Source organism: Bacillus kalamii (assembly GCF_047238185.1).
GTDB lineage: Bacteria > Bacillota > Bacilli > Bacillales > DSM-1321 > Bacillus_AD.
Genome location: NZ_JBDFMI010000001.1, coordinates 1,126,132 through 1,150,736, shown reverse-complemented (window position 1 = coordinate 1,150,736; position 24,605 = coordinate 1,126,132). Strand labels below are relative to the sequence as shown.

Genomic DNA, 24,605 nt, shown 5'->3' with positions numbered 1-24,605 from the left:
CTATGCTTCTAATCCATCTTGACAATTAGATCTGCTTCGATTTGGGGTGGTAATGAATCCATTATTCCAGATCCAGAATACAATTTCACTTTATTGTTCTTCTGATATTCAGACTGAATGAACTTATTTATTTTTGGTATGTAAATATACGAAAGCTCAGATAATAAATCATCATCTACCTTATCTAATGTCATGCTTTCCGGCATCTTTTTGTTCAGTCTTTCATATCCGCTTTCAGAAATAATTAGTAATTCATCTTCATTTGCTTGCACTACGTAGCCTACCGTTTTATAACTATGATTCAAATAATAGGCGATTACACCAGCTACCATGAGAAATAATACTAAGATTGTAATGATATATTTTTTAATTTCGATTCCCTCCATCGATTATTATTAATAAGATATTCTATTTGTACTGAACTAGCCTCCCCTGATTGTGGATGTATCTAAATGAATCCTCGTTATTTAAACGAAGAAGGCCGCTTTAAAGATAACCTTCTTTATGGTTGAACACCACTTTCTATATACAATTTGATCCAACCATAAATCACATAAAGAGGAGCTACATTCACTATTCCTACTAACACTTTCGCCATGAACGGAGCATTTTTGTTTTTATATACATTACTAAATGAAAAATAACCAATTACTCCAAATACGGTTAGTTCCATAATTTTTTTTATCAGTGCGATTGGCATACTTATTAACCTCTTAAATTTTTATAATACAATAAATATACCACTAATTGGACAGTTGTTTCCATTAATTAGTGGACTAAACTGTATCGCTTATCCAATAGACTTCAACAAAAAAAGCGTTAATCCTAAGTGGATTAACGCCCCGGTAGTTCAAGAACATTATTTTACAAATTCAATCGATACATTGCAAGAATGCTGCTACGTCTATTCCCACTCAACCTATCTTGTCTAAATGGCTTCTGCTCATCACCCTTTATTCTCGTTAGTCATTGGAATGATCGTCAATCGCTTGGATAGCTAGTTCCAACGCCTTTATTCTTCTTTCTAAAAGCGTTCGTTGAGGACTGCCAGCCTTTGACTTACTATAGCTAGTCTCGATGGAAGGCAATAAACCAGCAAGAACATGGCGGGCTTCCGTTACATCTTCCCGGGTGTAAGAAGACGGGCTTTGATTCCAAACATCTTCCAGCATTGCTAAACCAACGCAAACAGCTTTGAGCCGTTTTTTGACTAAGGTAGTATTAACGCCTTTCTGTGTCATCTGAGACAAGGCTTTTTCGAGTTTACTGATTGTCGATTGCATCGATTTGATCGATTCTAATTGAACTGCATGTGATACGTTTTCCATAAAAGTACTGCCTTTCTTCGTTACTGAAATGGTTAGTTGATAAAAGAGGGAAGAAAAAGCTGCCTTAAAGACAGATCCGATCTTCAGCCTGTTCGTTCTCTAAGAATAAGAAAGCTTATTCAAGACTCGCGCTCAATTACTAAGCTTAAGTCGACGCTACCGAGGAAGCAGCTGCTTGGTCAGCCTTCACACAATCAATGGCAATAACGAGTGCAATCATAATGGTTTCCATCTCTTCATCTATGATGTGAACCTTATAGCTATCGCCCCAAGTGAACCACTCCTTGCCCACTTCACCTATGATATTACCATGCTGTAAAACTTGAAAATTCATATCCCACCAATTACCCTGCACTTCGATATCGGCCGCATCAATTGTGTATCGTGCTTTAAAGAAGGAAAAATCCTTTTTTATGGTTAATACCTCCCGGCCATTCACCTCGACGAAAAACTTGGGTAAAAAGCTGAACACTTTTTTCGTAATGAGTGCTACCTCATCTCCTGCTGTATCCATAATGTAGAAAGTCTTCGGGATTTTCATAAAACTTCCCTCTACATAATATATGTCCTTCTCCTGCTGGTCCTTCACCGTAAATTTCCCGCTAAGACTGAACACCTTCTGCTTTATATAAAGCTGCCTCATACATACGCCTCCCAACCTTACGTCTTTTACAATAATTACGTTTGAGATAGGCATTGGTTTCAGCCTTAAGCATTGAATTCTATATAGTAGCGCCACTAAATATGAAGAAAGGCCTTAATTGTGTTTCTTAAATCCTTCTTACATGATCATACCCCATTAGCTGCATAAAAAAGTGCTGAAAGATCAGCACTTGATAAAGAATCGTTCCTATTCGTTCAATGAGATGGTTCATAATATGAATGTATATACAATATAACCCACAATTAAAGCTACAATTACTATTCCTGTTCCTTTCCAGCCTAATCCACCAAACAGGTTTGTAAAATCACCGTTTTGAGCTCTATTCATACCATCCTTTAAATTACATCGTATATAAACAGATTTCTTTTTCAACCAACATGCCCCGTTTGTTCATCCCCGCTTCCCTTTCCAAGAATCCTTCAGCGAAACAATCCGATTGAAGACCCTCTTTTGATCTGTCGAGTATGGATCGAAGCAAAAATAACCGTGCCGTAAAAACTGATACCTTTCTCCCATATTTGCATCGACCACAGAGGATTCTATTTTGCAATCTTTCACAAGCACCTTAGACCTTGGATTGATTTTCTCATCCCACGTCTTTTCGCGGTCCTGTGCAATCTGCTCATCTGCGAATAATGGTTCAAATACGTTTACGTTAACTGAAACACAGTTATCGGCTGACACCCAATGGATTGTTCCCTTCACTTTTCTTCCTGTAAACCCTGTCCCGCTTTTGGTGATCGGATCATATGTGCACAGAAGTTCAGTGACCTCGCCTGTGGCTTTATCCTTAATGACGTCATTGCACTTGATGATATAGGCCCCTTTTAATCTAACTTCCCCATGTAAGGACAATCTTTTATATCCCTTTATCGGAAATTCCATAAAGTCTTCCTTTTCTATATAAATCGTTCTTGAAAAAGGAACATCCCTGCGCCCCAGCTCAGCATTCTCTATATTATTTTCTATAGACAAAAGCTCGGTCGCCTTTTCATCATAATTGGTTATCGTTACTTTCAGTGGTTGTAAAACGGCCATTACAGTTTTCGCTTTTGATTTCAGCTCATTGCGTTGTATGCTTTCAAGCAAAGCAAAATCCACGATGCTTTGGTGCCTGACGAAACCGATTTCCTGAACAAAAGCCCGTATGCTTTCAGGGGTGAACCCCCTTCTTCTGAGCCCTTTTAATGTCGGCAGCCTTGGGTCATCCCATCCATCCACAAATTGCCCGGCCACCAGCTCCCGCAGGTACCGCTTACTTGTTACAACGCCTGTTATGTTCACCCTTCCAAATTCCCTTTGCTTGGGCGGTTCCTTCACGTCCAGTTCCGATAGCACCCATTCATATAGAGGGCGGTGGTCCTTGAATTCGATGGAGCATAAGGAATGGGTGACGCCTTCGATCGCATCTTGGATAGGATGCGCAAAATCATACATGGGGTAAATGCACCATTCGTTGCCGGTTCTATAGTGGCTTGCGTGGATGATCCTATAAAGGATGGGATCCCTTAGATTCATGTTTGGCGAACGCATATCCATTTTCGCCCGTAACACCTTCGAGCCCGTCGGAAACTCTCCCTTTTTCATCCGTAGGAATGAATCGATGTTTTCCTCAATCGGCCTGTTTCGGTAAGGGCTGTCCTTCCCCGGCTCTGTCAAGGTCCCTCGGTATTCCTTTATTTCTTCAGGCGATAAGTCGCATACATAGGCTTTTCCCTTTTTGATTAAATAGAGCGCCGCGTTGAACAGTTGATTCGAATAATCCGAGCCATAGAAGATACGGTCTGCGGGGGAATATCCCAACCAATTCATGTCTTCTATAATGGCATCGACATATTCACTGTCTTCTTTCAAAGGATTGGTATCATCGAAGCGAAGGTTAAATTCCCCATTGAATTTTTTAGCAATCATATAATTTATATGGATGGCATAGGCGCTTCCAATATGGAGATATCCGTTTGGCTCAGGCGGGAATCTTGTACAAATGGCTCTATTGAAAATGCCATCCCTTGTGTCTTCGTCGACAATCCTTTCAATTGGGTTAAGCATGTCTCTGTTCTCTTCCATCATTTTTATTCCTCCGTTTATCATTGTTTTTGGACCAATAAAAAAAATCCCACCCCCAAGACTAGTTCAGTCTTGGGGGCGAGATTCTTCGCGGTGCCACCCCAGTTTATTAATATGTCGCCATATCAACCTCTTCAGGTACGGAACCGATCGATCCTTATACCCTAGCTCTATAACAGGAGCGCCTGCCACACTATCCCTTACGAAGGAAGTTCCAATGTGAATGCTCAGAGTCTTGTTTCAATAAGCCATTCTTGCTCCTTTTCAGCGCCCGGAGCTCTCTGTGAAGAATGAGGTTTATTTACTCTTCTCTTCATCGCGTTTGCATGTTTTGAATTTATTACCAACAATATTATCAAGGCCATCAGCAATTGTAAAGATGGAATAATCATAATATCCCCACTTGGTCTTAGCTTATTGTGTAATTTAGTCGCCCTTACCCTGTTTTTTTACTATAATAAGTTTAGTTAAACTTACTGCAGCAGTCGTGAAAGGCGTACATAAAAGATAGAAGAAATATAGTGCTGCAATAAAACATATTCGTAATGAAAATCATTACACGAATCAACTAATGATTAGGAGGCATTTATGACCAAACTCAACCCTATTTCTAAGCATAAAATAGTCCGCCTGTAAGGGATTATTTCCTTGGGCTCTTGCAGGTGGACGTTCCATTCAAGGGAGTGTGCTTAGATGAAAAATCGTTCAAGAGCTTATGTTAGACACCAAAGAAATCGTATTATTCGTAGTCGGTTCAAAATGTATTTCAATCATTTCGATGAGCCTTTAGAGGAGCTATTACCTACTATTCATTACCTGCGTGAGCCAGGGCGCTTATCGAAATATAATTTGAGTTGCAATTGTAAGATGTGTAAACACAACAAACATTACGATGTAAATACATTCCAAGATCGTAGAAGTCAGATATCTTTTAAAGAGCAGCTTGAGGAATACGAGCAAGAAAACCCGTATAAATACTAAATAGAGCTTTACCAGCCTTGAGTGCAACTATTCACTGTTGTTCAAGGCCCTATAAAAGCCGCGATATAACATTATGTATATCGCGGCTTTTTAGTACTATATATCAAATTTAAAGATGCTGTTCTTATTGTTCGCTTAGATAACCAATAGTCCAGGCTTATTTCAGACAGTCATCCGAACCTTATTTAGTTGCTAGGGCTGTATTTTTCCATTTCTCCGATCTCTTTCTTCAACCGCAATTAACAGGTCGTCATTCTGTGTACTTGCTTGCACTCAGCCAAGAAGCTTATCTGATGCAAAACGGCTCTCCGCAAAAACAGGTTTATTGGGAGTGACTGATACTCGAATCCTCATTTTATCGAAAAACGGTGCACTTACCCTAACTGGCGTTTAAATGATTTACTGGCAAAAAAGTAAGCAATAATCATAATACCGGCGCACCAGGCAAGTGCGGTCCATATGCCGTTTCCGACAGTCCCTTCATACAGGAGGGAGCGAATCGTATCCACGATTGAAGTCACTGGTTGATTCTCAGCGAACACGCGGACAATTTTAGGCATGGTTTCAGTTGGGACAAAGGCTGAACTGATGAACGGAAGGAAAATCAACGGGTACGAGTAGGCTGTAGCCCCTTCCATCGATTTCGCCGTCAATCCGGGAATAACAGCCAGCCACGTCAGCGCAAGCGTAAACAGGCTGAGGATACCAGCTACTGCAAGCCAATCAAGAATACCAGCGCTGGAACGGAAGCCCATCAAGAGAGCGACGAGGATAACCACCGCGACTGTCAGCGCATTGGAGACAAGCGAGGTCAATACATGTGCCCATAATACCGAAGAACGCTTGATGGGCATAGTAACGAAACGCGCCATCAACCCGCTTTTCACGTCGTTAAACAGCCGCAACGATGTGTAAGCGACGCCGGATGCGATCGCGATCAGCAAGATGCCAGGCAATAAATAATTGACATAGTTGTCCGTGCCTGTCTCTATGGCACCGCCAAACACATAGACAAACAGCAGCATCATCATAATCGGCGTAATCGCCACTGTAATGATCGTATCCGGGCTGCGCATGATAGTGCGCATTAAACGCCCTAGTAGCACCCTAGTTTGGCCTATCATTTACATCTCCTCCTTATTGCCGATGATTGCAAGGAAAATGTCCTCTAATGTCGGCTGTTTCTCAATATACTCTACTTTCGCAGGCGGGAACATCTCTTTGAGTTGTGCAAGTGTGCCAGTCGTGATGATTTTTCCGCCATGCAGGATGGCGATGCGGTCCGCCAGTTGTTCGGCTTCCTCGAGATACTGTGTTGTCAGCAAGATAGTTGTACCGCCCCCGGCAAGCTCCTTGACGGTATTCCAGACTTCAATCCGCGCTTCGGGGTCAAGCCCTGTCGTCGGTTCATCGAGAAAAATGACCGCTGGTGCCCCAATCAGACTCATGGCGATGTCCAGCCTGCGCTTCATCCCGCCAGAATACGTATCCGCCCGGCGGTTGGCGGCATCGGTCAGGCTGAATTTGGCAAGCTGATCGTCGGTGACTTGTGCAGGATTGGAAACTTTCCGCAGCTTGGCGATCAACATCAGGTTTTCCCGTCCGGTGAGCATGCCGTCGATAGCAGCGAACTGCCCTGTCAGGCTGATGCTCCGGCGTACATCATCCGGCTGGCGCTGGACGTCATAGCCGCAAACACTTACTTTTCCGCCATCTGCCTTCATCAGCGTTGAAAGAATGTTGACCGCCGTCGTCTTGCCCGCTCCGTTTGAGCCTAGCAAGGCGAAAATTTCGCCGCGTCCCACCTCAAAATCCACACCCTTTAGAACTTCCTTGTCTTTAAATGACTTTTTTAACCCTTTTACAGATAACACTGTATGGTTCATCCTTATTTCCTCCCTCTTAAAAACTCAGCTAGGCCTTTTGCGAACTCCGTAAACCACTTGGTTGCCCGTTGATTATACAAATTGGTGTAATAATCCGGCCGAAAAATCGCGAGCTATTCATTCTACTTAGTCAGACTAATAATCCGTATTACTTAGTACCGTCCTAAAAATATAACTGAATAGTGAAGGTGGCAACTTATATGTGTACCAGCTATTCAGTCGACCTTTTCTATTGGTTTCATTTTTTTCCAAATCGATTCATGATACTTTCATTCAAATCTTCACGATATTTGGCGATATAGGTTTTAGCGTTTGCCACTAGTTCATCGGCAAACGATGCCACATCCTCCCCGGTGATATCAAGCACTTGCCTTCCTTCCGCTGCACCTTCTTCGAACAAATCGATTAATTCATACTGCATGCGCAGCATATCCATCCCATTGCCTGCTGCAAAATTCCACATATAGTTCTGGATTTTTTTGAATACGAATTGGTAGTCCTCCGGCAGGGCATCAACCCGCGCCATCATCATCCTATATTCTTTTTTATCGCCAATCATTTTTTTGAACAATCCTAACATATATTTTTCCTCCTTTTTTATATAGCTGAACAAGGCATTCCAAACAGATCAGACGGAATATCCTATGAAGCTAGGTTGACTTTAAGACGTTGATTTTAGATGATACAAAATCCCATTTTTTCCAAAACAGATCAAGTTCCTCGCGGCCAGCCTCATTAAGTGAATAAAACTTTCGGGGCGGCCCCATATCCGACGGTTTCTTCTCTATGCTCACCAGTTTTTTCTTTTCTAATCGCACTAGGATGGTATAGACTGTTCCTTCCACGACTTCTGTAAACCCGAGATCGTTCAGGCGGCGGGTAATCTCATAGCCATAGGTTTCATGGCGGCTGATGATCTCAAGTACGCAGCCTTCCAGCGATCCTTTTAGCATTTCCGTAAGATTTTCCATGTTTAGATTCACCTCTATTTTGTCTGACTTATATTCAGTGATACTAAGTACTGAAGCACTTTTTTACTGAACAGCATTGGGGAAATCCCGCTATTCAGTAATGCTTACTACAGGTACATCGTAACACCGAGTAGCTAAGGTGTCAAATTGTTTTTGAAAGAATTTGCTGCTCTTATTACATGCTATGCAGAACAGCTATTACTTGCTACAGGATTTAATGGTGACCAATCTCATGAATGACTCGGGAACGGAGATTCCTCCATGCGGCTTTACTGTGATCATACACATTATGGAAAGCATGCCCCAGAAAATCATCCTATCGAAGTGACGACTGGAATAACATTGACTGTTGAAGATGTCAATAAAGCGCCGAGAAAATGGACAGAACGTACTTACATAAATATCGAGCGGTGGACTGAATTGCCTAGAGGCGGCCGCTTTGCTGCATTCAAGCAGCCTGAGTTGCTGGCCGAGGGAATTCGCGCCTTCTTACGGCCCCATTGCGTAAATGTTCCAAAGAGATTATGAGTGGTGCCAATCTAATCCAATCATGTAACGTTTTTTTCCGAAAAGATAAATAATTGTTAATAGACAAAACAAAGGGATACGGTCATCAAGTACGACTGCATCCCTTTATTCTTATTGAGGTATTAGCTCAAACGTAATATTCTTTTCATCCCAGCTGAAATTTGGCGTATAGATCAGTTCATACTTGGGGCTTGCAGGAACGTCGTAATAGACTTTTCCTGTAATCGTCTTGCCTGGATTGATATTTTCATTCATGAACGTATTGTCCATACCGAAATATTGGTCATGCTGGATACCGTCTGCAGATGAAATCTTCATTTCTTCAGCGCCGAAATATGCTTGTTTTTTGCCATTATTGGTAACGGTGAATGCTACTTCAAGCACTTTTCCTTTTTCGGCTGGTGAATATTGATTAGCATTAACAAAAGTCGCGCTGTTCAATGTCAGCCGGATATCTTTTAATTCTACGGTTTCACCCACTTTGTATAGGGATGGTTCATTGCTCTTTTCTTTTTTCTGTTCTGTCTTTCCGTTATCTGCCACTTTTTTAGGTGAATCATCATCCCCTCCACCTACAGCCAATGAAATAACGACTATGATGATAATGAGTGCGATTATTCCGAGACAACCGAACTTGAATGCCTTTTTCATGATTTTCCCCCTCTTTGATACGTACCGTTTAGTAAGCTGCTAGATACTATGCATTCTTTTATGTACATATCTTTTTTGTTGCTTTATATCTATAGCTTAACAGTCTATCCGGCACTATATACGTCACATAAAAAAGAGTAGAAAAAATGCGTTATTTTGTAATATTTCTGTAACTATGATTCATTCTGCGGCTTCTTTGCTAAGAGGGCAGAGTTTCACCAATCTAGCAAACATCAATAATATGAATCATTCTAAAAAAACAGAAATATACATATATTAACACTCACATATGGGTATAGTAACTGAACTACTAATAGTAGGAGGAATGCAAAATGAGAAAAGAATTAGGCAAGTACATGATTATCGGAGTTATGTCTCTATTCATGCTGAACATCGTATTTTTCTCTGGGACAGCCTTTAAAGGTAAACTTACAGCAGAAGCTTCGACTGCCTCTGCACCAAAAAAAGCATATGAATTATCCTATAGCTTTAACAAGAATGCCCTCCAAGTAAAAAGTCCGAATGGACGAACATCCAGTTATTCCATCGATCAACATGCTACTTTTCCTGGCTATGACTATTCACCATCCGGAGATAAAGTCGTATTCACTCAATATGAATGGGAGGAAGATGGGGCGACTCGCATTTTCTCTACCGATAAAGGTGTGGAAACAATTGTAGATTCCGCAAAAGCTACATCTTCTATTACACCAAGAGGAGCCGTTTGGTTGGATGACCGCTATATCCTGCTTGTGCAAGGTTCTAAGTATGGTACCATCATCTCTGGCAAACTATTTGTATATGATACAAAAATAAAGAAACTAAAACCGTTTCCTCTCTTCAAAGGAGATGCCATCACCAATATCACTCTTTCAACAATAGGCGATACACCGATAGTTGCCTTAATTGGAATTACTTTCACAGATGACAATTTAAACCTCAACAAACCGCACATTGAATCCTATCCAGTCGCAGATTTACAAAAAAAGATAAAGGCTCTTACATTCTGAAACAGCAAAATGCACTCTACTTTCGAGCAGCATAAAAAGGCCGAATACGGTGACCATTACTGCTTCGGCCCTTTTCCTTTTATACATATATCCCCTATTCTTCTAACATATATTTTATGATTAACAAACGACTAGCTGGTTTAGTTTTTCTTCATTCTCTTCTTTCTGAAAATCTATTAAGCATCGATAATCATCAATACTCCTATTATCAAAACGTGATACCATAGCCATTACACATTTACATCGAGTCGATATATTAACTGTCCCTACATAGATCCGGATTTATTCTTTACGTGATTTACCCACATTGTGCCTAATCTTTTTAACTGAAGCTCGGTTACAATGTCGCTTCCATCGTCATAGTTAACTACGATTGCAACAGTTGCTTTTTCATATGTAGCATTTTTTACGCTTTGAATCTGATAGCCTGTGATTGTCGGTTTTTCTTTTGCAGTCTCTTTGTACCTTTTTGCAGTCAATCCTGCATCACCATTATAATGGTCATCCAGTGTGTATACCGCAACTTTATCGAAGTCTTTAACTTTAATTAAATCGAGATACTTAACTGCAAATTGCTCCGGAGTCTCTTTTTTCTCCGCTTCTTGAAGTGCAGCTAGATCAGCCTTTGCCTCATCTTCGACAATCACCTTCCATCCCGCGCCTTTTTGTTGCTTAAGGTAAATCGGTGTTTCTTCAGTTGTACTGCCAGATTTATTTGTACTATCAGTATATGTTATGTCTGCAATAACTTTTATTTTTTTATCTGTCTCGTTTTTGACAGACTTAATTTTGTAGTCAATTACTTCCTCATCTTTTCCCATCAATTTATATTGTTCCACTTGTTCAGCCTTTGTTTTGAATCTTTCATCATCGGTTATCTGCGCCATATAACGATAATTTTCATTCTGAGCCGCAGTCAAATATCGTTCAACTAATTGTTTTGGTGATAATTCCTTGTCGACAGGCTGTTTTTGGTCATTTACCGCCTGTTTTGTTTCCGCATCAGCTTTCGTCATTGCATTGAAAGTAACTGGAACGGCAATGACCGCTGCTGTGATCCCCGCGATAATTAATTTTTTCATTGAGATTCCCCCTTTTTATATCTACATATTGGACGAAGCAAACCCTTAGCAGGTTTGCTTTTGGATCAGACTCCCCATCATAATGAAACAAAACTTATTGATAATACGTGACCAAGTTATGTAGATATCCAAATGATCTATTTATCTAATTTCGATTTCTTTCCTATTCATTCAGAAATAGGGGGAATGATCTTGAAATGGAAATTGTGTGGAAAGAGAGGATACTGTTTTCCGCACTTTTAGAGACGCAGAGCTATAGGCAATTTCTATTTCGAACAAAATGGACGGATGAATAACCTCAGAATATATTATTCCTGAATAAATATTTATCCACCTCTTTCTTTTGAAAACCTCGGCCTCTTGGATAGGCATAATGAAGGAATGAAAGGGCAAATGACCCGTTGAGACATGGGAGGGAAAGCTTCCAGGGGCGGCATGGAGCATGTGCATTGTATGGTAAAAAGTGGAGTGTTAATATACTCTTCTATTTCACTATGTCTCTACGATTCTTTTATTGGAACTGCCCCCATATTCTATCGTTACAAAATATCAGGTGCATGAAATCCTGCGAATAAGCGAGTATTCGGGAGAAATTTCTATTAAACTGAGAGAGCCATCCATATAGCACAAAAACTAGCGCTACTACGGTGGGAAAGGAAAGTCGATAAACTATGTCGCCTTCGTCACTTTGTTATAAAATGTAAATGAATCCATTCTATCCCCCCTTTCTAATTGAATTTCCTCATTTTACTGTTAGGGGAAAGCAAAGATTAAACTTTGGACATGTACTTTTTATAAATCTTATGAATCTTTTGGGGAACCGGGACATTTATTTCAGCTAATTTCTCCTGTATAAATTCATAGTATTTTGAACAATTCTGTTTTTTATTTTGCTCGATTAAAAATTCTAATAGTAAAAACATGTACTGTTCATTGAATTCATCTAATTCAAGTAACTTTTGGAGACTGTTAAATTTTAGTAGAGGATTATCAGATGATGTATTCGCAATATACATTTCAAGTACTCGCGTTACCCCTTGCTTTAAACGTAGCTGTGTTTGATTAGCCCATGGATATTCCTCTTCTGCTAAAAAATCACCCTCATAGCAATTTAAAAGGAGTTGAATTGACGCTTCATCATGGTCTTCTTGTTCTAATAATTCTATGAGCTCATCGTAATCACTATCAATTTCAACATTTAATTGGTAGTGATTATTGACTAATTGAATCGAATCATTTATGCCATTTTCCTTTAGAATCTTTCTTAATTGATAAATAGACGTATGTAAATTACTTGCTGCCTTTTCAAAAATGAAATTTGGCCATAGATCATCTATGATGACGACATTTAACTTAGGCTTGTTTTTGTGAAATAATAAATATAAAAATAGTTCGCGCACTTTCCTTGTACGCCACTTCACTACCTCACGCTGAGCATCAAGTAAATAAAAGCTACCCATGGTATGTGCATATAAAAAATTCTCTTTGTTCTCTTTCGATTCCTTAACTTGTAATAGATATCGTTGATGTGCTTTTGTCAATGCTTTAATAAGTCGTTTCTCATGTACGGGTTTTAACAAATAATCTGTTGCCTCAACCTCAAATGCCTCCACCGCAAATCGAGCATGTGCTGTAACAAATATGATTTGTAAGGATGGTTGTCTTATTAAGAGCTGTTCTGCCACTTGTAAGCCATGCATATCAATCATTTCAATGTCTAAAAATATGATGTCAACAGATTCTTTTTCAAGATAGATAAGGGCATCTACTGCATTCGTAAATGTCCCCTTTATAGAAATCTGAAATTGTGTAAGTCGATTTAACATTATGCTTAATAAATCAATAGCCATTCTTTCATCCTCTAGGATAATAATATTCATGCTCAATCACCCTCTGGTAATAGTATAAAAATAGTCGTACCCTTACCTTCCTCACTATATAAGCGTAGGCTGGCATTTTTTATCAGTTTGAATTTTTTTAATGGATTGGTAAAACCAATGCGAGAGCTCTCTTCATTTAATAATTTTTGCATTTTTTCATCTGGCATACCTACCCCATCATCATATATTTTAATACGAACAAATTGTCCTTCTCGTTGAACACTTACCTCTATCATGCCACCCTCCTGCTTTTTGGATATACCATGAAAAACAGCATTTTCCACCAAAGGCTGAATGGATAGTGTAGGAATCATTAGCTGGATAGATTCATCAATATCGTATTTAACAGTTAAACGATCTCCAAAACGCATTTTTTCTATATAAAGATATGCCTTTACAAGCTCTATTTCCTCTTCAATGGAAACAAAACTATTACGATAATTAGCACCTAACTTTGCACGGAAATACGTTGCCAAGCAGTATAATGCTTCTCTCGTATTATCTATATCGGTATAGCTTAAACCAATAATTGTATTCAGGGTATTATAGACAAAATGTGGTGTTACTTGAGAATACAAATAATTCATTTCCACTTCAATAGCATCTATTGAAGATTGTCGAACAGCTAGTAAAGATTCAATGTGTATAAATAATTCTTCCATCTTAATAGGCTTCTGCAAATAATCATTAGCACCAACTTGCAATGTTAAGATTAAATCAGAATGTTTCATAATTGCCGTCAAAATAATGATAGGTAGCTCTAGCACGTCATATTGTTTACGTACTTGCTTACATAGTTCATATCTTGACATACCATTCTTCATTAAATCGATTAACATGCAATCCACTTGATTCGTTTTAATATAGTCCACCGCATCAAAACCGTTATCAACTGCTATCACTGTATACCCCTTTAAAGCTAATGCGTCAACTAAAACCTTAATATCGATATGGTTATCATCTACCACAAGTATTGTTTTATTATTCCCTTTATAGGTTAATGGTAAATCAAGCTTTAGCACTTCCGGAGTTAAATGCTTAATAATTGCGGATGACTGTTCATTGCTCATGTCCTCTTCTGTTGCTAGCGGCATCGTAAATGTAAATGTCGTACCCTTTCCTAGCGAGCTTGTGACATGAATTTCACCGTTTAATTTTTCAACAATATTTTTAGCAATACTTAATCCTAAACCGAGCCCTTCCTTATTATGATGATTATTTAATTGATAAAAGGCATTAAAAATATGCTCTAAATCAGATGCAAGAATTCCAGAGCCAGTATCACTTACTTGAATAACCATATGTTTTTGATACACATATGCTGTAACCTTGATTTCTCCTAATGTCGTATGCTTTATAGCATTATGCAATAAATTATAAAGTACTTGCTTAAAGCGTAATTCATCTGTGAACATGGCTGGCACTTCCAAGTCTACATCAGTTATTAGGCGTACTTGACTATCCTTTGGCATGACACTTCGAATTTCTTCTACTACTTCATTTATAATAGATATTGGCACTTTACTTGGTGAAACCTGTACTTCTCCGGTCATTTGATTAGATGAAAATAACAAATCTTCTACTAAATGACCTAAACGCTGTGTAATATTATGGATTAAAATTACTTGCTCCTGTTGAGCACGTCTCAATGGTCCCTGCAAACCTTCCATTAACGATTTTGATAGATTTAGAATACCATTTAACGGCGTTCGCAATTCATGGGAAGTTTTAAGTAAAAATTCATCCTTCATTTGGTTATGTAAAATTAATTCTTCTGATAGTGCTTGAATTTTTATGAATGCTACATTGGAACGATAGTTTAACAATGAGGCAAAACCTAATAATATAAGTAAAAACAACACGTATTCACTATAATCAATTGGAATTCCTGTAAAGAAGTTAAGAATTAATAAAATGGCATAACAGCAAATTGCCGCAAACACAATTAAAATATAACGAGCTCCCTCAAGTCGTTTCAACATAACACGTATAATAATCCATACGTTATACAAGACGACTGGAGCAGTTACCGCTATATAATCTACCTTTCTTTGATTGATTATCAGTGGAGATGTAGCTCTCTCATTATGGGTAAAAGGATTATAGATAGCATATATAAAGAAAACAATACCAAGTAAAATGATAATTAAGAAAACAATTCTTTTTTTCGTCAATTGTGGGTACATATAATAGATAAAAAGCGTTAAGCATATAAGTGCTATAGGTAAAATTCCAAGTTGCAAACGAACTTGATTGACAGTAAGAATTGGGGGACTTAACAGAAAAAACACTTTTTGATTAATAAAGGACATATAAATCCCTAATAATATCGTAAATAGTCCAAAGTACAACTCTTCCCTGCGCTTGCGATTTTGTCCGTAAGAAATGACATAAATAATACCAAAGATAATGTACCCTACACTGACAATTGTATCCGCTAAAACTTTTATCCTATATTGGTGTTGGATGACTTCCATTGTACCGAATTCCACGGGATAAATAATTCCTGCCTGCGGATAATTATAGTTGCCTGCATGAATGATTATATTGAGTTCTTTATTGTCGCTTCGTGCAAATACAGTGTATTTATCATCATTTTCAGTTTGATAATCACTCATGGTTGTACTTGGATTACCTTTTGCTCCAACCTCCACACCATTAATAAAAATGCGATTTGACTGTCGAATCGTACGTATATACAAGCCATATTGTCCTTCAAAAGGTACCTTCACTTTGATGTGATAAGTCCCCACCGTAATTCCTTCTTCATTTGGTCGCACATATCCATGCCAATTTTCTGGAACCTCAATGGTTGTACGTTGATTTTTATAAGTATCAAGTGACTCGCCAGGTGGTATTAAAACATTTGGATAGAAGGACCATTCCCCTTCAAGTTTAACAGGCTTATGTAATTGCTCAGAATCGATACTAACAGTTCCATCTTCAACTATCTGAGGGTTTTTAATCGAAAAATAATGCCAATTACCTAAGAAATAGGCGATAACAAACAGCGTAATAATGCTAACGATGATCAAGATATTTTTTTTCATTATCATGCCTCCCCCTATTGTAAATCTTTATGAGTTTTTATGTATGCTATATCCTATTTCTTTCTCCTTTTTAAATCATCTTTCATTGAAGATACTACCATAGTACATTTTAACAAAAACTGTACAAGGAATCATATGACTCAAGCATTCATCCGTCACTTGGAAATCTTATCGCAGTACTATTCGTCTGTTTGACTACCATATCCGTCTCGATTATGATTGAAAAAGGCTAAGGATTCCCCCTAGCCTGCTTTTGCTATTTCTTATTTTGAAAGCTGCTCATTCTTATCTTCATCGATAAAGTAAACATGTGATTTTGCTGCTTCCTCAATATCTTTAAATGCCCAGTGGTTACCTTTAACGTCAGGGAAACTTGGTGTTGTCACGCTATTTAATGGACCGCGTTCAAACATGCGGTTCATTATGACAACAGCTTGCGCTCGTGTTAGGTATTTATTTGGTGCAAAGCTTCCATCCTCATAACCGTTAATGATACCAGCAGTACGGTTCGCTTCGATAATCCATTGGGCCCAATGGTCTTTTGTATCGTTGAAAGTAATAGTTACACCTTCTTCTATCTGAAGCTGCTTATAGTTCGCAACCACTGTTGCCATTTGTGCACGTGTAATGTTATCGCTTGCACGGAAATTACCATTCATATTACCATTCATAATGCCTCGCTCTTTGATAAAAGCAATAGCACCCGCTGCATAATGATTACTTGGAATATCATTGAATGGTGCGTAGTCTACTGTTTGGTCATCTGTGTAGCCTAAGATGCGCGCAATCATTGTCGCTACTTGCACACGTGTCACGTTTTCTTCAGGACCAAATGTACCATTCGGAAAGCCATTAATATAAGCTTCATGCTTACCTACTGTTGATTTCTCGAATTGAATAACCGTAAATGTGCTGAATTTGTCCACTGTGAAACGTAAACCAAGTTCACCGTTCGCCATTGTCATGAATTCAGGGAATACGATCTTTTTCTCCCCATCCGAATATTCAATAAACACCGCAAGATGCTCTAAAAATACTTGACGCTCTGCCTTCGCTGTTGGCACTTTCACACCTTTCAGTGGCAGTGTCACTTGTACAGGACGACTTGGCATATTCGTTTCAATCTTCATTGGACGTGCCACGACACGCACATCATTGCTTTGTAGTGTTTCGTACACTAATTTTTCAACTCTTGCTCGCTCTTCAATCGCCTTGCGCTCGCTTTCCTTCTTAACTGGAAGAAAGCGGAAATGGAGGTTGTCGTTTACTCCGTCCATAGAGCTTACTGGGATTGTTATATACGCATTGTCCGTTGAAATTTCGAAAGATAAGCCATTCTCACGTAGCATTTGAATCGATTGTTTTGGCACTTCAACCGTTACTTTATCCACTTCATCATTGGCATCTGGAATTACAATACGCGTAATATTGTTGCCAATTTGTTTGGCTTTCTGTACAGCTTCCTTCGCATTCGCTTCTGTTAACGCGACAAAGTCAGTGATTTGACCGTTTGCGTGCTTTGTACGTTCAATTTCAACTGGTATTTTTTCCATCGGATTAGCACCGTCAATATCTAAATCAACTTTGATTTTTGTTGTTGTGTTTGTTTCAGTCATTGGTGGTGTTGATGTCGATGTTCCGCCACCATTGCCTGATCCCGATGAAGTATCTTTGGTATAGTTAACTGTAATAACGTATGTTTTTGATCCTGTATCATCTGTCACTGTAATCATAACTGTATTTTCTCCAACTGATAGCGGGAAGAAATCCCCCATGTTTACAGCTTGTCCGTTGGCTGTCATTGTCACCTTCGCACCTTGATTAAATGGTACCGCTTTGAATGATAGTTGAGACGTTGTGTGTTCAACATTCATAGTGTAGTTTGTGACTTCTGATGAAAAAATTGGGCTTAATGTACCTGTTGATGATGTAAGTGAGTCTAGGCCAGGTGTTTCGGCAGGTACTTTTACTAGCGTATTCTGTGCCGAAGTTAACTTTGTTAATACCGCATCTACTTCTCTTTGTGTTGCATTTGGATTTTTTAAAACTTCTTCCGCTTCTAATTTGGTAGAAGTATATGCTCCCCAGCTTGAAGGCGTGTAATGATTCGAAATTAACTTATTACCTTCATTTACTTTGATCTGTAGTTTTGACTTATCTACGGCTGATGTAAGTACTAAGCCCTCTTCCGCTTTCTTTAATACTTTAAGTGCTTCATTTACTTGTTCTTGTGTTGCATTTGTATCGGTTAATATGATGTTTGCATTTGTTAATGCGTCTTGTAAACCCTTCCAGCTTGCTGGTGTATAGTCAATGGCTTTTAGATTGCTTACTTCCGTTACTTTAGCTTCTAGTTTTGACTTATCTACAGCTGATGTAAGCACTAAGTCCTCTTCCGCCTTCTTTAATACTTTAAGTGCTTCATTTACTTGCTCTTGTGTTGCATTTGTATCGGTTAATTTGATGTTTGCATTTGTTAATGCGTCTTGTAAACCCTTCCAGCTTGCTGGTGTATAGTCAATGGCTTTTAGATTGCTTACTTCCGTTACTTTAGCTTCTAGTTTTGACTTATCTACAGCTGATGTATGCACTAAGTCCTCTTCTGCTCTCTTTAATACTTTAAGTGCTTCATCTACTTGTTCTGGTGTTGCATTTGTATCGGTTAATATGATGTTTGCATTTGTTAATGCGTTTTGTAAGCCCTTCCAGCTTGCTGGTGTATAGCTATTCTCTTGTAGATTTTCTTTTTCAATTTTATTAGTTAGTGTTTCTAAAGCTCTTTTATCAACTTGTATAACAAATGTAAAATAGCTACCATTCCCAAGTTCTCTACTATTCAGTGTTACTTTACCTGTCGTTTTATCTGTCGATTTCACCGTGACTGTTGATGTCGAAAAGTTTGGATCATCACTCATATAAAGATAGATACTATATTTAGTAGGATCTGCCCCGTCTACTTGTAAAGTAACCGGTAAGTCCGTCCAATCAGCACTTTTATCTACCTTGTAGATACGTGGCATCATTTTCACTTGTGCTTGTGTAGTTGGATTCGCATGCGCCAACGTTGCAGGTATATTATTGTCAGCAAGAGGGATTGTATAATCCGCTTCTGCACCATTATCACTAAAAGTTAAAAAGGTTTTATCTTCAGCAACACTACTGCTATTAGCCTTATTAGATGTTGCAATATCGTTTCCAAGTGCAATCGTTACATTGCCACTTTCTTCAGTTGATTTCGATTGCTTCTGCACCAAGTCACTTCCAGTATCCTTCCCAATGACTGTGATGCGATTGCCATAACCCTTATTGTTTTCTGCATTCCAAATTATTTTAGTTCCGTTAGAAGCAAGATAATTAGTCGGTGTTGTCTGATCGAGTGTGTAGCCATATTTTACAGCTAAGTAACTACTAATACGATGGCGTTCAACATCCGTCAACACTCTGTCAAATACAATGACGTCTGAAATGAGCCCATTCCAACTTTGGGTAGTGTTCTCAATCCTCGCCCCAATACGTGCCACTGCTTTTGGATTCGCGTTAGGATCCGAACTTGTATCCCAGCTAGTTATTGATTGCGAAATATTTGTCTTCACCTTCATCTTACTGTATATAGATGCTGTGTTGTCACCACTATCACCTTCCCATGTACCAGTAAGTTCATTTACATTAGCATCCCAGAAAGTGTTAATGACACCATTATCGGATCCATACCCTATCATTCTAGCTTGATCGCCATTCCTCACTAATCCAAACATTTTATTTGATACTTCAGTCCCCCAGGAAATAATTGTTTTTTGAGCAGTAACACTAGTTTTGGCCACAGCAACAACTGATCTTGCACGTTTACCAGTTGGGAGTTTGCTTACATCTAAATTCATGTAAGTATTTTTTCCGTCAAACTGTAGTGCTGGATTAAAGTTAATGCCATTTTCTAAATACGTTGGTTGAATACTTGCTGTATCAGCAGTTGCATGATTCATCTTACTACTTTGGTCTTGCCATAAAGTAACCTTGCCACTATTTTCATTAATTCCCTTATCTGGTCGAAGCCATAGCGTAGCATCCGTCACACCACCTGGTCCTAGAGAATTAGCTGCGTTAACTCTCTCAGGCACTCCTGTCATTGACAAACTACTCGTCATAAGCGTTAAAGAGAACATTGCTGCTAGTGAACGTTTCCACCATTTTTTTTGCTTTTTAACTTTCTGCATTTTTTCTTCCAACCTTTCTTTTAATACCCACATACTTTAATTTAATATAGTCTACCTGAACAAAATCTGAACAATGAACCATTTTACCTAAGCATTCTCTCCATTTGTCCAGATTGTTCACCCACTGAAGGGGTTGAATCGGAATAAAGCCTGATCAGAACCATTTTGTAAACCCTTATTTATTGAAAATTCAACTCTATAGTTTTTTGCTTGGTAAAGCCCTTCATTAAATGGATACTAAGTTTGCTGAAGGGCTTAATATATGAGAGTAACGCTAGACAATACGGGGTGCTTTTATTAAAGAAAACTCTTAATCATCACAAAAAGATATTTCTGAGAACCTAAAAATTGATTAGAAACAATGGAAAGCCATATTAATCGCATAGAAAGATAGGATTCTTAGAGAGAACAAGGAATCCTGTTAATATACTTTATTGTTTTTATTTTTCATATTACAAAAAAAGAGTACCCTATAAAAATGATTATTCTTATCATTTTTATAGGGTACTCACTTTTATTTGTTGTGTATATTACGTTCTGCGACTGCTTTTTTATTAGGCTTCATAGCTCCTTATCCCCTGGCTATTTCGTGAAATTTCTTCCCCAAGTCTATTAGTCCTAGTTCTACGAAATAAAGCACTTAATAATAACTCTGGAAATTGCGAGCTTTTAAATAACCCTTTCCTTTACACACACAATTCCTCTTCTTCCACAACCGGCTCAGTGAATTGGCTATTATACAAGTCTGCATAAAACCCTTGCTTAGCCAACAACGTGTCATGATTGCCGCTCTCGATGATGTCGCCGTCTTTCATGACAAGGATAAGGTCGGCGTTCTTGATGGTCGACAGCCTATGGGCGATGACAAAGGATGTGCGGCCAACGGTCAGTTTGTCCATCGCCTCCTGGATAAGCCGTTCCGTGCGGGTATCGACGGAGCTTGTCGCTTCATCAAGGATCAATAACGGTGCGTTTTCCACCATTGCGCGGGCAATTGTGATCAATTGCTTCTGGCCGGCGGACAGGCTGATTTGGTCATTCAATACCGTGTCGTAGCCCATTGGCAAGGTTTGGATGAAGTGGTCGATTCCGACGGCTTTGCATGCCTGCACCACTTCTTCATCCGTCACGCCTCGTTTATTGTAGATGATGTTTTCTTTGATGGACCCTTCGAAAAGCCAGGTATCCTGTAAAACCATGCAGAACAGGTCATGGACATTTGCACGTGTCATGGAGTGGATCGGCACACCGTCGATCAGGATTTCTCCGCCATTCACTTCGTAGAAGCGCATCAGCAGGTTGACCATGGTCGATTTCCCGGCACCTGTAGGGCCGACGATAGCCACTTTTTGCCCGGCTGCGGCATGGACCGAGAAGTCTTTAATGATCGTCTTATCCTCGCTGTAACCGAATTGCACATGCTTGAATTCCACGTCGCCTTTGACATATGTAAGCACTGTCGTCTTATGGCTTTCATTTTCCAGCTCCTGTTCTTCCAGGAATTCGAATACCCGTTTGCTTGCCGCCCCCGTCGATTGGAGTGATGTGGCAGCCTGCGCCATTTGCGCGAGCGGTTGTGTGAACAGGCGAATGTACATCATGAAAGCAACGATGACACCGAATGAGATATGCCCGTTCAGCGCCAGCGCGGCACCTACAACACACACCGCTACATATCCGAAGTTGCCGATGAAGGTCATGATCGGCATCATCAGCCCGGATAAGAACTGCGATTTCCAGATGTTTTGGTAGAGACGTTCATTAATCTCATTGAATGTCTCCCTTGCTTCCTCCTCGCCGTTGTATACCTTTACGACCAAGTGGCCGGCGTAGACTTCTTCGATATGGCCGTTCATCGCCCCGAGTTCCTGTTGCTGACTCAGGAAATACTTCTGAGATTTTTTGATGATAAGCCCCATCAGGCCGAATCCGATCAAGGTAGAGACGATTGCCGTCAATGTCATGGCGACATTCGTCTTGAACATCATGAATAGTGACCCCAAAAACAGCGCCGACGAGCTGACAAGAGTACCGATGCTTTGGTTCATCGTTTGGCCGATCATATCGACATCGTTAGTGATCCGGCTCAACACATCCCCGAAGTTATGGGAATCGAAGTATTTCAATGGCAGTTTGTTTATTTTTTCCGATATGTCCGTACGGAGTTTTTTGGTCACCTTTTGCGTGACAGTCGCCATGATGAACCCCTGAAGATAGGAAAACAGGGCGCTGAATCCGTAAAGGGCGGCCAGCAGGAACCCGATCTTCGCTACGGCATCCAAATCGATGGAGCCGGTCAGTCCTGCTGTGACATGGTCAGTCATTTCGCTCAGCTTATCCGGTCCGATGATCGTGAAGATTGTTCCAGTGATGGCGAGTGCGAACGCCAGAATGATGACCGGCAGATATGGTTTACAATAAGCAATTAACCTACCCCATGTTTCTTTGAAGCTTCCTGCTTGCTCCCCATTTGCGGAAGAGCCGTCCATTTGGTGTTTATTCTTCTTAAGCATGTTCCAGCTCCTCCTTTGACAGTTGGGAATAGGCGATTTCCTGATACACGTGGCACGTTCTTAACAATTCCTCATGTGTCCCCGAGCCAACAATTTTCCCTTCATCCAGCACGATGATTTTATCAGCATCCATGATGGTGCCGATGCGCTGGGCAACAATCAGATTGGTCGCGGTGCTTGTTTCATTCTTTAGCGCAGCCCGGAGCACACGGTCCGTCTTGTAATCGAGCGCCGAGAATGAATCGTCGAAAATGTAGATTTCCGGCTTACGGTGGATAGCACGCGCAATAGACAGGCGCTGTTTTTGCCCGCCCGATAAGTTCGAGCCGCCTTGGGCAACATGGGCGTCGTATGCACCGTCCATTTTGCGGACGAATTCCTCTCCCTGTGCGATGGACACCGCTTTTTCAACCTCTTGCCGGATATCTTCGGTCCGGTTGCTTCCATAGGCCACATTCGAAGTGATGCTGCCGCTGAACAATACATTGCGCTGCGGTACATAGCCCAGTTTTTTATGCAGATTGTTCTGGGCATGCTTTTTGACATCGATGCCGTTTACCAGCACCTCCCCTTCGGTTGCGTCATAAAAACGAGGGATCAGGTTGACGAGCGTCGTCTTGCCGCTGCCGGTCGCGCCGATGAAGGCAACCGTATCGCCCTGTGCGGCCGTAAAGCTGATGTCTTTCAGCACATACTCGGAAGAATCCGGATATTTGAAGCTGACGTGGCGGAATTCGACTGCCCCTTTTTCCTTCGTGGCCTCGTCATGGACAAAGCCATCGGTGATGGACAGCTCTGTGTCCAATACTTCATTGATGCGGTTTGCCGCCACGGCTGCCCGCGGCATCATGATGAACACGACTGTCAGCATGAGAAAAGCCATCACGACCTGCATCGCATAAGAAGAGAAGACAACCATATCGCTGAACAAGCCGATCCGGTCCATCATGTCGGCTCGGTCAATCAAGTAAGCCCCGATCCAATAGACCGCCAAGCTGAGTCCGCTCATGATCATCATCATATACGGCATCAGCCCGGCCATCATTCGAGTAGTGAACAAATGCGTTTTTGTCAGACTATCGTTCGCTTCCTCAAATTTAGCCTGCTGATAGGCTTCTGCGTTATATGCCCGGACGACGCGAAGGCCTGTCAGGTTTTCACGGGAAACGCGGTTCAAGTTATCCGTCAGCGACTGGATAACTTTGAACTTAGGCAACGCAATTAACCCGACGATCACAATAAACAGAAGCAGCAATCCGACAGCGCCTGCTGTCGACGCAGTCCATTGCCAGCTTTTCCCCGAAATCTTCACGATGGCCCAGACTGCCAAAATCGGCGCTTTGATCAAAACCTGCAAGCCGATGGTGACGATCATCTGGATTTGCGTGATATCGTTTGTCGAACGAGTGATCAAGCTCGCCGTCGAAAAGGTATTGATTTCCTTCATGGAGAACGATTCTACTTTATTGAACAGCATCGAACGAAGGCGGGCTGTGAATGAAGCGGCGATGCGTGCGGCGAAGAAGCCGACCACGACCGATGCCGCCAAGCTGCCCAAAGCGCAGAGAAGCATGAAGGCCCCCGCTTCCCAGATTTGGCCCATTGAGCTCCCTTTTGTTTGAACATAGCCCGTGATTTCCGACATATAGTCAGGCAATTTCAGGTCCAGCCATACCTGGGCTACGATGAATAGTAAACTGGCGAATATAAGCAGCCATTCGAACGGCTTCAAATATTTAAAAATTTTAACCATTAACGGTGAAGCTCCTTTACTTATTTGTTG

At 40.4% G+C, this 24,605-nt stretch carries 20 protein-coding genes and 1 other annotated feature; of the genes, 3 read left to right on the top strand and 17 right to left on the bottom strand.

The window, feature by feature from the left end; all coding sequences use genetic code 11:
* Window positions 1-8 precede the first annotated feature (8 nt).
* The 6 genes from ABC357_RS05805 to ABC357_RS05780 all read right to left on the bottom strand — a co-directional run bounded on the left by ABC357_RS05805 (window position 9) and on the right by ABC357_RS05780 (window position 4,059).
* Window positions 9-332, bottom strand: coding sequence for a hypothetical protein (locus tag ABC357_RS05805; RefSeq protein ID WP_412886594.1), 324 nt, complete (start codon window positions 330-332; stop codon window positions 9-11).
* 170 nt (window positions 333-502) lie between these two features.
* The gene (locus ABC357_RS05800; protein WP_412886593.1) at window positions 503-700 is read right to left on the bottom strand and encodes a hypothetical protein; all 198 of its coding nucleotides are present in this window, start codon (window positions 698-700) and stop codon (window positions 503-505) included.
* 262 nt (window positions 701-962) lie between these two features.
* On the bottom strand, window positions 963-1,328 hold the full coding sequence (locus tag ABC357_RS05795) for a hypothetical protein (RefSeq protein WP_412886592.1): 366 nt from the start codon (window positions 1,326-1,328) through the stop codon (window positions 963-965).
* A gap of 145 nt (window positions 1,329-1,473) precedes the next feature.
* On the bottom strand, window positions 1,474-1,971 hold the full coding sequence (locus tag ABC357_RS05790) for an LURP-one-related/scramblase family protein (RefSeq protein ID WP_412886591.1): 498 nt from the start codon (window positions 1,969-1,971) through the stop codon (window positions 1,474-1,476).
* A gap of 228 nt (window positions 1,972-2,199) precedes the next feature.
* A complete protein-coding gene (locus ABC357_RS05785) occupies window positions 2,200-2,364 on the bottom strand; it encodes a DUF6366 family protein (protein ID WP_412886590.1) in 165 nt (54 codons plus the stop codon).
* Between the two features lie 18 nt (window positions 2,365-2,382).
* Window positions 2,383-4,059, bottom strand: coding sequence for a glutamine--tRNA ligase/YqeY domain fusion protein (locus tag ABC357_RS05780; protein WP_412888588.1), 1,677 nt, complete (start codon window positions 4,057-4,059; stop codon window positions 2,383-2,385).
* Between the two features lie 71 nt (window positions 4,060-4,130).
* Window positions 4,131-4,385, bottom strand: a binding site (T-box leader).
* Window positions 4,386-4,752: 367 nt separating this feature from the next.
* Here ABC357_RS05780 and ABC357_RS05775 point away from each other — a divergent pair.
* On the top strand, window positions 4,753-5,040 hold the full coding sequence (locus ABC357_RS05775) for a hypothetical protein (RefSeq protein WP_412886589.1): 288 nt from the start codon (window positions 4,753-4,755) through the stop codon (window positions 5,038-5,040).
* A gap of 374 nt (window positions 5,041-5,414) precedes the next feature.
* Here ABC357_RS05775 and ABC357_RS05770 read toward each other — a convergent pair whose 3' ends face one another.
* The 4 genes from ABC357_RS05770 to ABC357_RS05755 form a co-directional block, all read right to left on the bottom strand.
* The gene (locus ABC357_RS05770; protein ID WP_412886588.1) at window positions 5,415-6,164 is read right to left on the bottom strand and encodes an ABC transporter permease; all 750 of its coding nucleotides are present in this window, start codon (window positions 6,162-6,164) and stop codon (window positions 5,415-5,417) included.
* On the bottom strand, window positions 6,165-6,926 hold the full coding sequence (locus ABC357_RS05765) for an ABC transporter ATP-binding protein (RefSeq protein WP_412886587.1): 762 nt from the start codon (window positions 6,924-6,926) through the stop codon (window positions 6,165-6,167). It lies immediately after the preceding gene.
* A gap of 238 nt (window positions 6,927-7,164) precedes the next feature.
* A complete protein-coding gene (locus ABC357_RS05760) occupies window positions 7,165-7,506 on the bottom strand; it encodes a DUF1048 domain-containing protein (protein ID WP_412886586.1) in 342 nt (113 codons plus the stop codon).
* A 70-nt stretch (window positions 7,507-7,576) separates the two neighbouring features.
* Window positions 7,577-7,897, bottom strand: coding sequence for a PadR family transcriptional regulator (locus ABC357_RS05755; protein WP_412886585.1), 321 nt, complete (start codon window positions 7,895-7,897; stop codon window positions 7,577-7,579).
* Window positions 7,898-8,158: 261 nt separating this feature from the next.
* On the opposite strand from ABC357_RS05755, the gene ABC357_RS05750 reads away from it, so the two are divergent.
* Window positions 8,159-8,425 carry a hypothetical protein gene (locus ABC357_RS05750; protein WP_412886584.1) on the top strand — a complete coding sequence of 89 codons (267 nt, stop codon included), beginning with the start codon at window positions 8,159-8,161 and terminating at the stop codon, window positions 8,423-8,425.
* 111 nt (window positions 8,426-8,536) lie between these two features.
* Here the strand turns inward: ABC357_RS05750 and ABC357_RS05745 are convergent, their stop codons facing one another.
* Complete coding sequence (locus ABC357_RS05745; RefSeq protein WP_412886583.1) at window positions 8,537-9,076, bottom strand: DUF4352 domain-containing protein; 540 nt, start codon at window positions 9,074-9,076, stop codon at window positions 8,537-8,539.
* A 332-nt stretch (window positions 9,077-9,408) separates the two neighbouring features.
* On the opposite strand from ABC357_RS05745, the gene ABC357_RS05740 reads away from it, so the two are divergent.
* A complete protein-coding gene (locus ABC357_RS05740) occupies window positions 9,409-10,086 on the top strand; it encodes a hypothetical protein (protein WP_412886582.1) in 678 nt (225 codons plus the stop codon).
* Between the two features lie 266 nt (window positions 10,087-10,352).
* On the opposite strand, the gene ABC357_RS05735 is transcribed toward ABC357_RS05740, so the two are convergent.
* The 6 genes from ABC357_RS05735 to ABC357_RS05710 all read right to left on the bottom strand — a co-directional run bounded on the left by ABC357_RS05735 (window position 10,353) and on the right by ABC357_RS05710 (window position 24,575).
* Complete coding sequence (locus tag ABC357_RS05735) at window positions 10,353-11,168, bottom strand: hypothetical protein (protein ID WP_412886581.1); 816 nt, start codon at window positions 11,166-11,168, stop codon at window positions 10,353-10,355.
* A 770-nt stretch (window positions 11,169-11,938) separates the two neighbouring features.
* Window positions 11,939-13,048 carry a response regulator gene (locus ABC357_RS05730; protein WP_412886580.1) on the bottom strand — a complete coding sequence of 370 codons (1,110 nt, stop codon included), beginning with the start codon at window positions 13,046-13,048 and terminating at the stop codon, window positions 11,939-11,941.
* Between the two features lie 2 nt (window positions 13,049-13,050).
* A complete protein-coding gene (locus tag ABC357_RS05725) occupies window positions 13,051-16,098 on the bottom strand; it encodes an ATP-binding protein (RefSeq protein ID WP_412886579.1) in 3,048 nt (1,015 codons plus the stop codon).
* A 263-nt stretch (window positions 16,099-16,361) separates the two neighbouring features.
* Window positions 16,362-20,309: a DUF8202 domain-containing protein gene (locus tag ABC357_RS05720; RefSeq protein WP_412886578.1), complete on the bottom strand. Its 3,948-nt coding sequence runs from the start codon at window positions 20,307-20,309 to the stop codon at window positions 16,362-16,364.
* 686 nt (window positions 20,310-20,995) lie between these two features.
* Window positions 20,996-22,822, bottom strand: a complete 1,827-nt coding sequence (locus ABC357_RS05715) for an ABC transporter ATP-binding protein (protein ID WP_412886577.1) — start codon at window positions 22,820-22,822, stop codon at window positions 20,996-20,998.
* The gene (locus ABC357_RS05710) at window positions 22,815-24,575 is read right to left on the bottom strand and encodes an ABC transporter ATP-binding protein (RefSeq protein WP_412886576.1); all 1,761 of its coding nucleotides are present in this window, start codon (window positions 24,573-24,575) and stop codon (window positions 22,815-22,817) included. The genes ABC357_RS05715 and ABC357_RS05710 overlap by 8 nt, the downstream gene beginning before the upstream one ends.
* Between the last annotated feature and the right edge of the window lie 30 nt (window positions 24,576-24,605).

Bases quoted from the DNA above. Each gene is read 5' to 3' on its own strand.
- ABC357_RS05760 (WP_412886586.1), bottom strand. From the start codon at position 7,506: ATGTTAGGATTGTTCAAAAAAATGATTGGCGATAAAAAAGAATATAGG.
- ABC357_RS05795 (WP_412886592.1), bottom strand. From the start codon at position 1,328: ATGGAAAACGTATCACATGCAGTTCAATTAGAATCGATCAAATCGATG.
- ABC357_RS05790 (WP_412886591.1), bottom strand. From the start codon at position 1,971: ATGAGGCAGCTTTATATAAAGCAGAAGGTGTTCAGTCTTAGCGGGAAA.
- ABC357_RS05715 (WP_412886577.1), bottom strand. From the start codon at position 22,822: ATGCTTAAGAAGAATAAACACCAAATGGACGGCTCTTCCGCAAATGGG.
- ABC357_RS05720 (WP_412886578.1), bottom strand. From the start codon at position 20,309: ATGCAGAAAGTTAAAAAGCAAAAAAAATGGTGGAAACGTTCACTAGCA.
- ABC357_RS05755 (WP_412886585.1), bottom strand. From the start codon at position 7,897: ATGGAAAATCTTACGGAAATGCTAAAAGGATCGCTGGAAGGCTGCGTA.
- ABC357_RS05725 (WP_412886579.1), bottom strand. From the start codon at position 16,098: ATGAAAAAAAATATCTTGATCATCGTTAGCATTATTACGCTGTTTGTT.
- ABC357_RS05800 (WP_412886593.1), bottom strand. From the start codon at position 700: ATGCCAATCGCACTGATAAAAAAAATTATGGAACTAACCGTATTTGGA.
- ABC357_RS05780 (WP_412888588.1), bottom strand. From the start codon at position 4,059: ATGGAAGAGAACAGAGACATGCTTAACCCAATTGAAAGGATTGTCGAC.
- ABC357_RS05740 (WP_412886582.1), top strand. From the start codon at position 9,409: ATGAGAAAAGAATTAGGCAAGTACATGATTATCGGAGTTATGTCTCTA.
- ABC357_RS05710 (WP_412886576.1), bottom strand. From the start codon at position 24,575: ATGGTTAAAATTTTTAAATATTTGAAGCCGTTCGAATGGCTGCTTATA.
- ABC357_RS05745 (WP_412886583.1), bottom strand. From the start codon at position 9,076: ATGAAAAAGGCATTCAAGTTCGGTTGTCTCGGAATAATCGCACTCATT.
- ABC357_RS05735 (WP_412886581.1), bottom strand. From the start codon at position 11,168: ATGAAAAAATTAATTATCGCGGGGATCACAGCAGCGGTCATTGCCGTT.
- ABC357_RS05770 (WP_412886588.1), bottom strand. From the start codon at position 6,164: ATGATAGGCCAAACTAGGGTGCTACTAGGGCGTTTAATGCGCACTATC.
- ABC357_RS05730 (WP_412886580.1), bottom strand. From the start codon at position 13,048: ATGAATATTATTATCCTAGAGGATGAAAGAATGGCTATTGATTTATTA.
- ABC357_RS05765 (WP_412886587.1), bottom strand. From the start codon at position 6,926: ATGAACCATACAGTGTTATCTGTAAAAGGGTTAAAAAAGTCATTTAAA.
- ABC357_RS05750 (WP_412886584.1), top strand. From the start codon at position 8,159: ATGCGGCTTTACTGTGATCATACACATTATGGAAAGCATGCCCCAGAA.
- ABC357_RS05805 (WP_412886594.1), bottom strand. From the start codon at position 332: ATGGTAGCTGGTGTAATCGCCTATTATTTGAATCATAGTTATAAAACG.
- ABC357_RS05775 (WP_412886589.1), top strand. From the start codon at position 4,753: ATGAAAAATCGTTCAAGAGCTTATGTTAGACACCAAAGAAATCGTATT.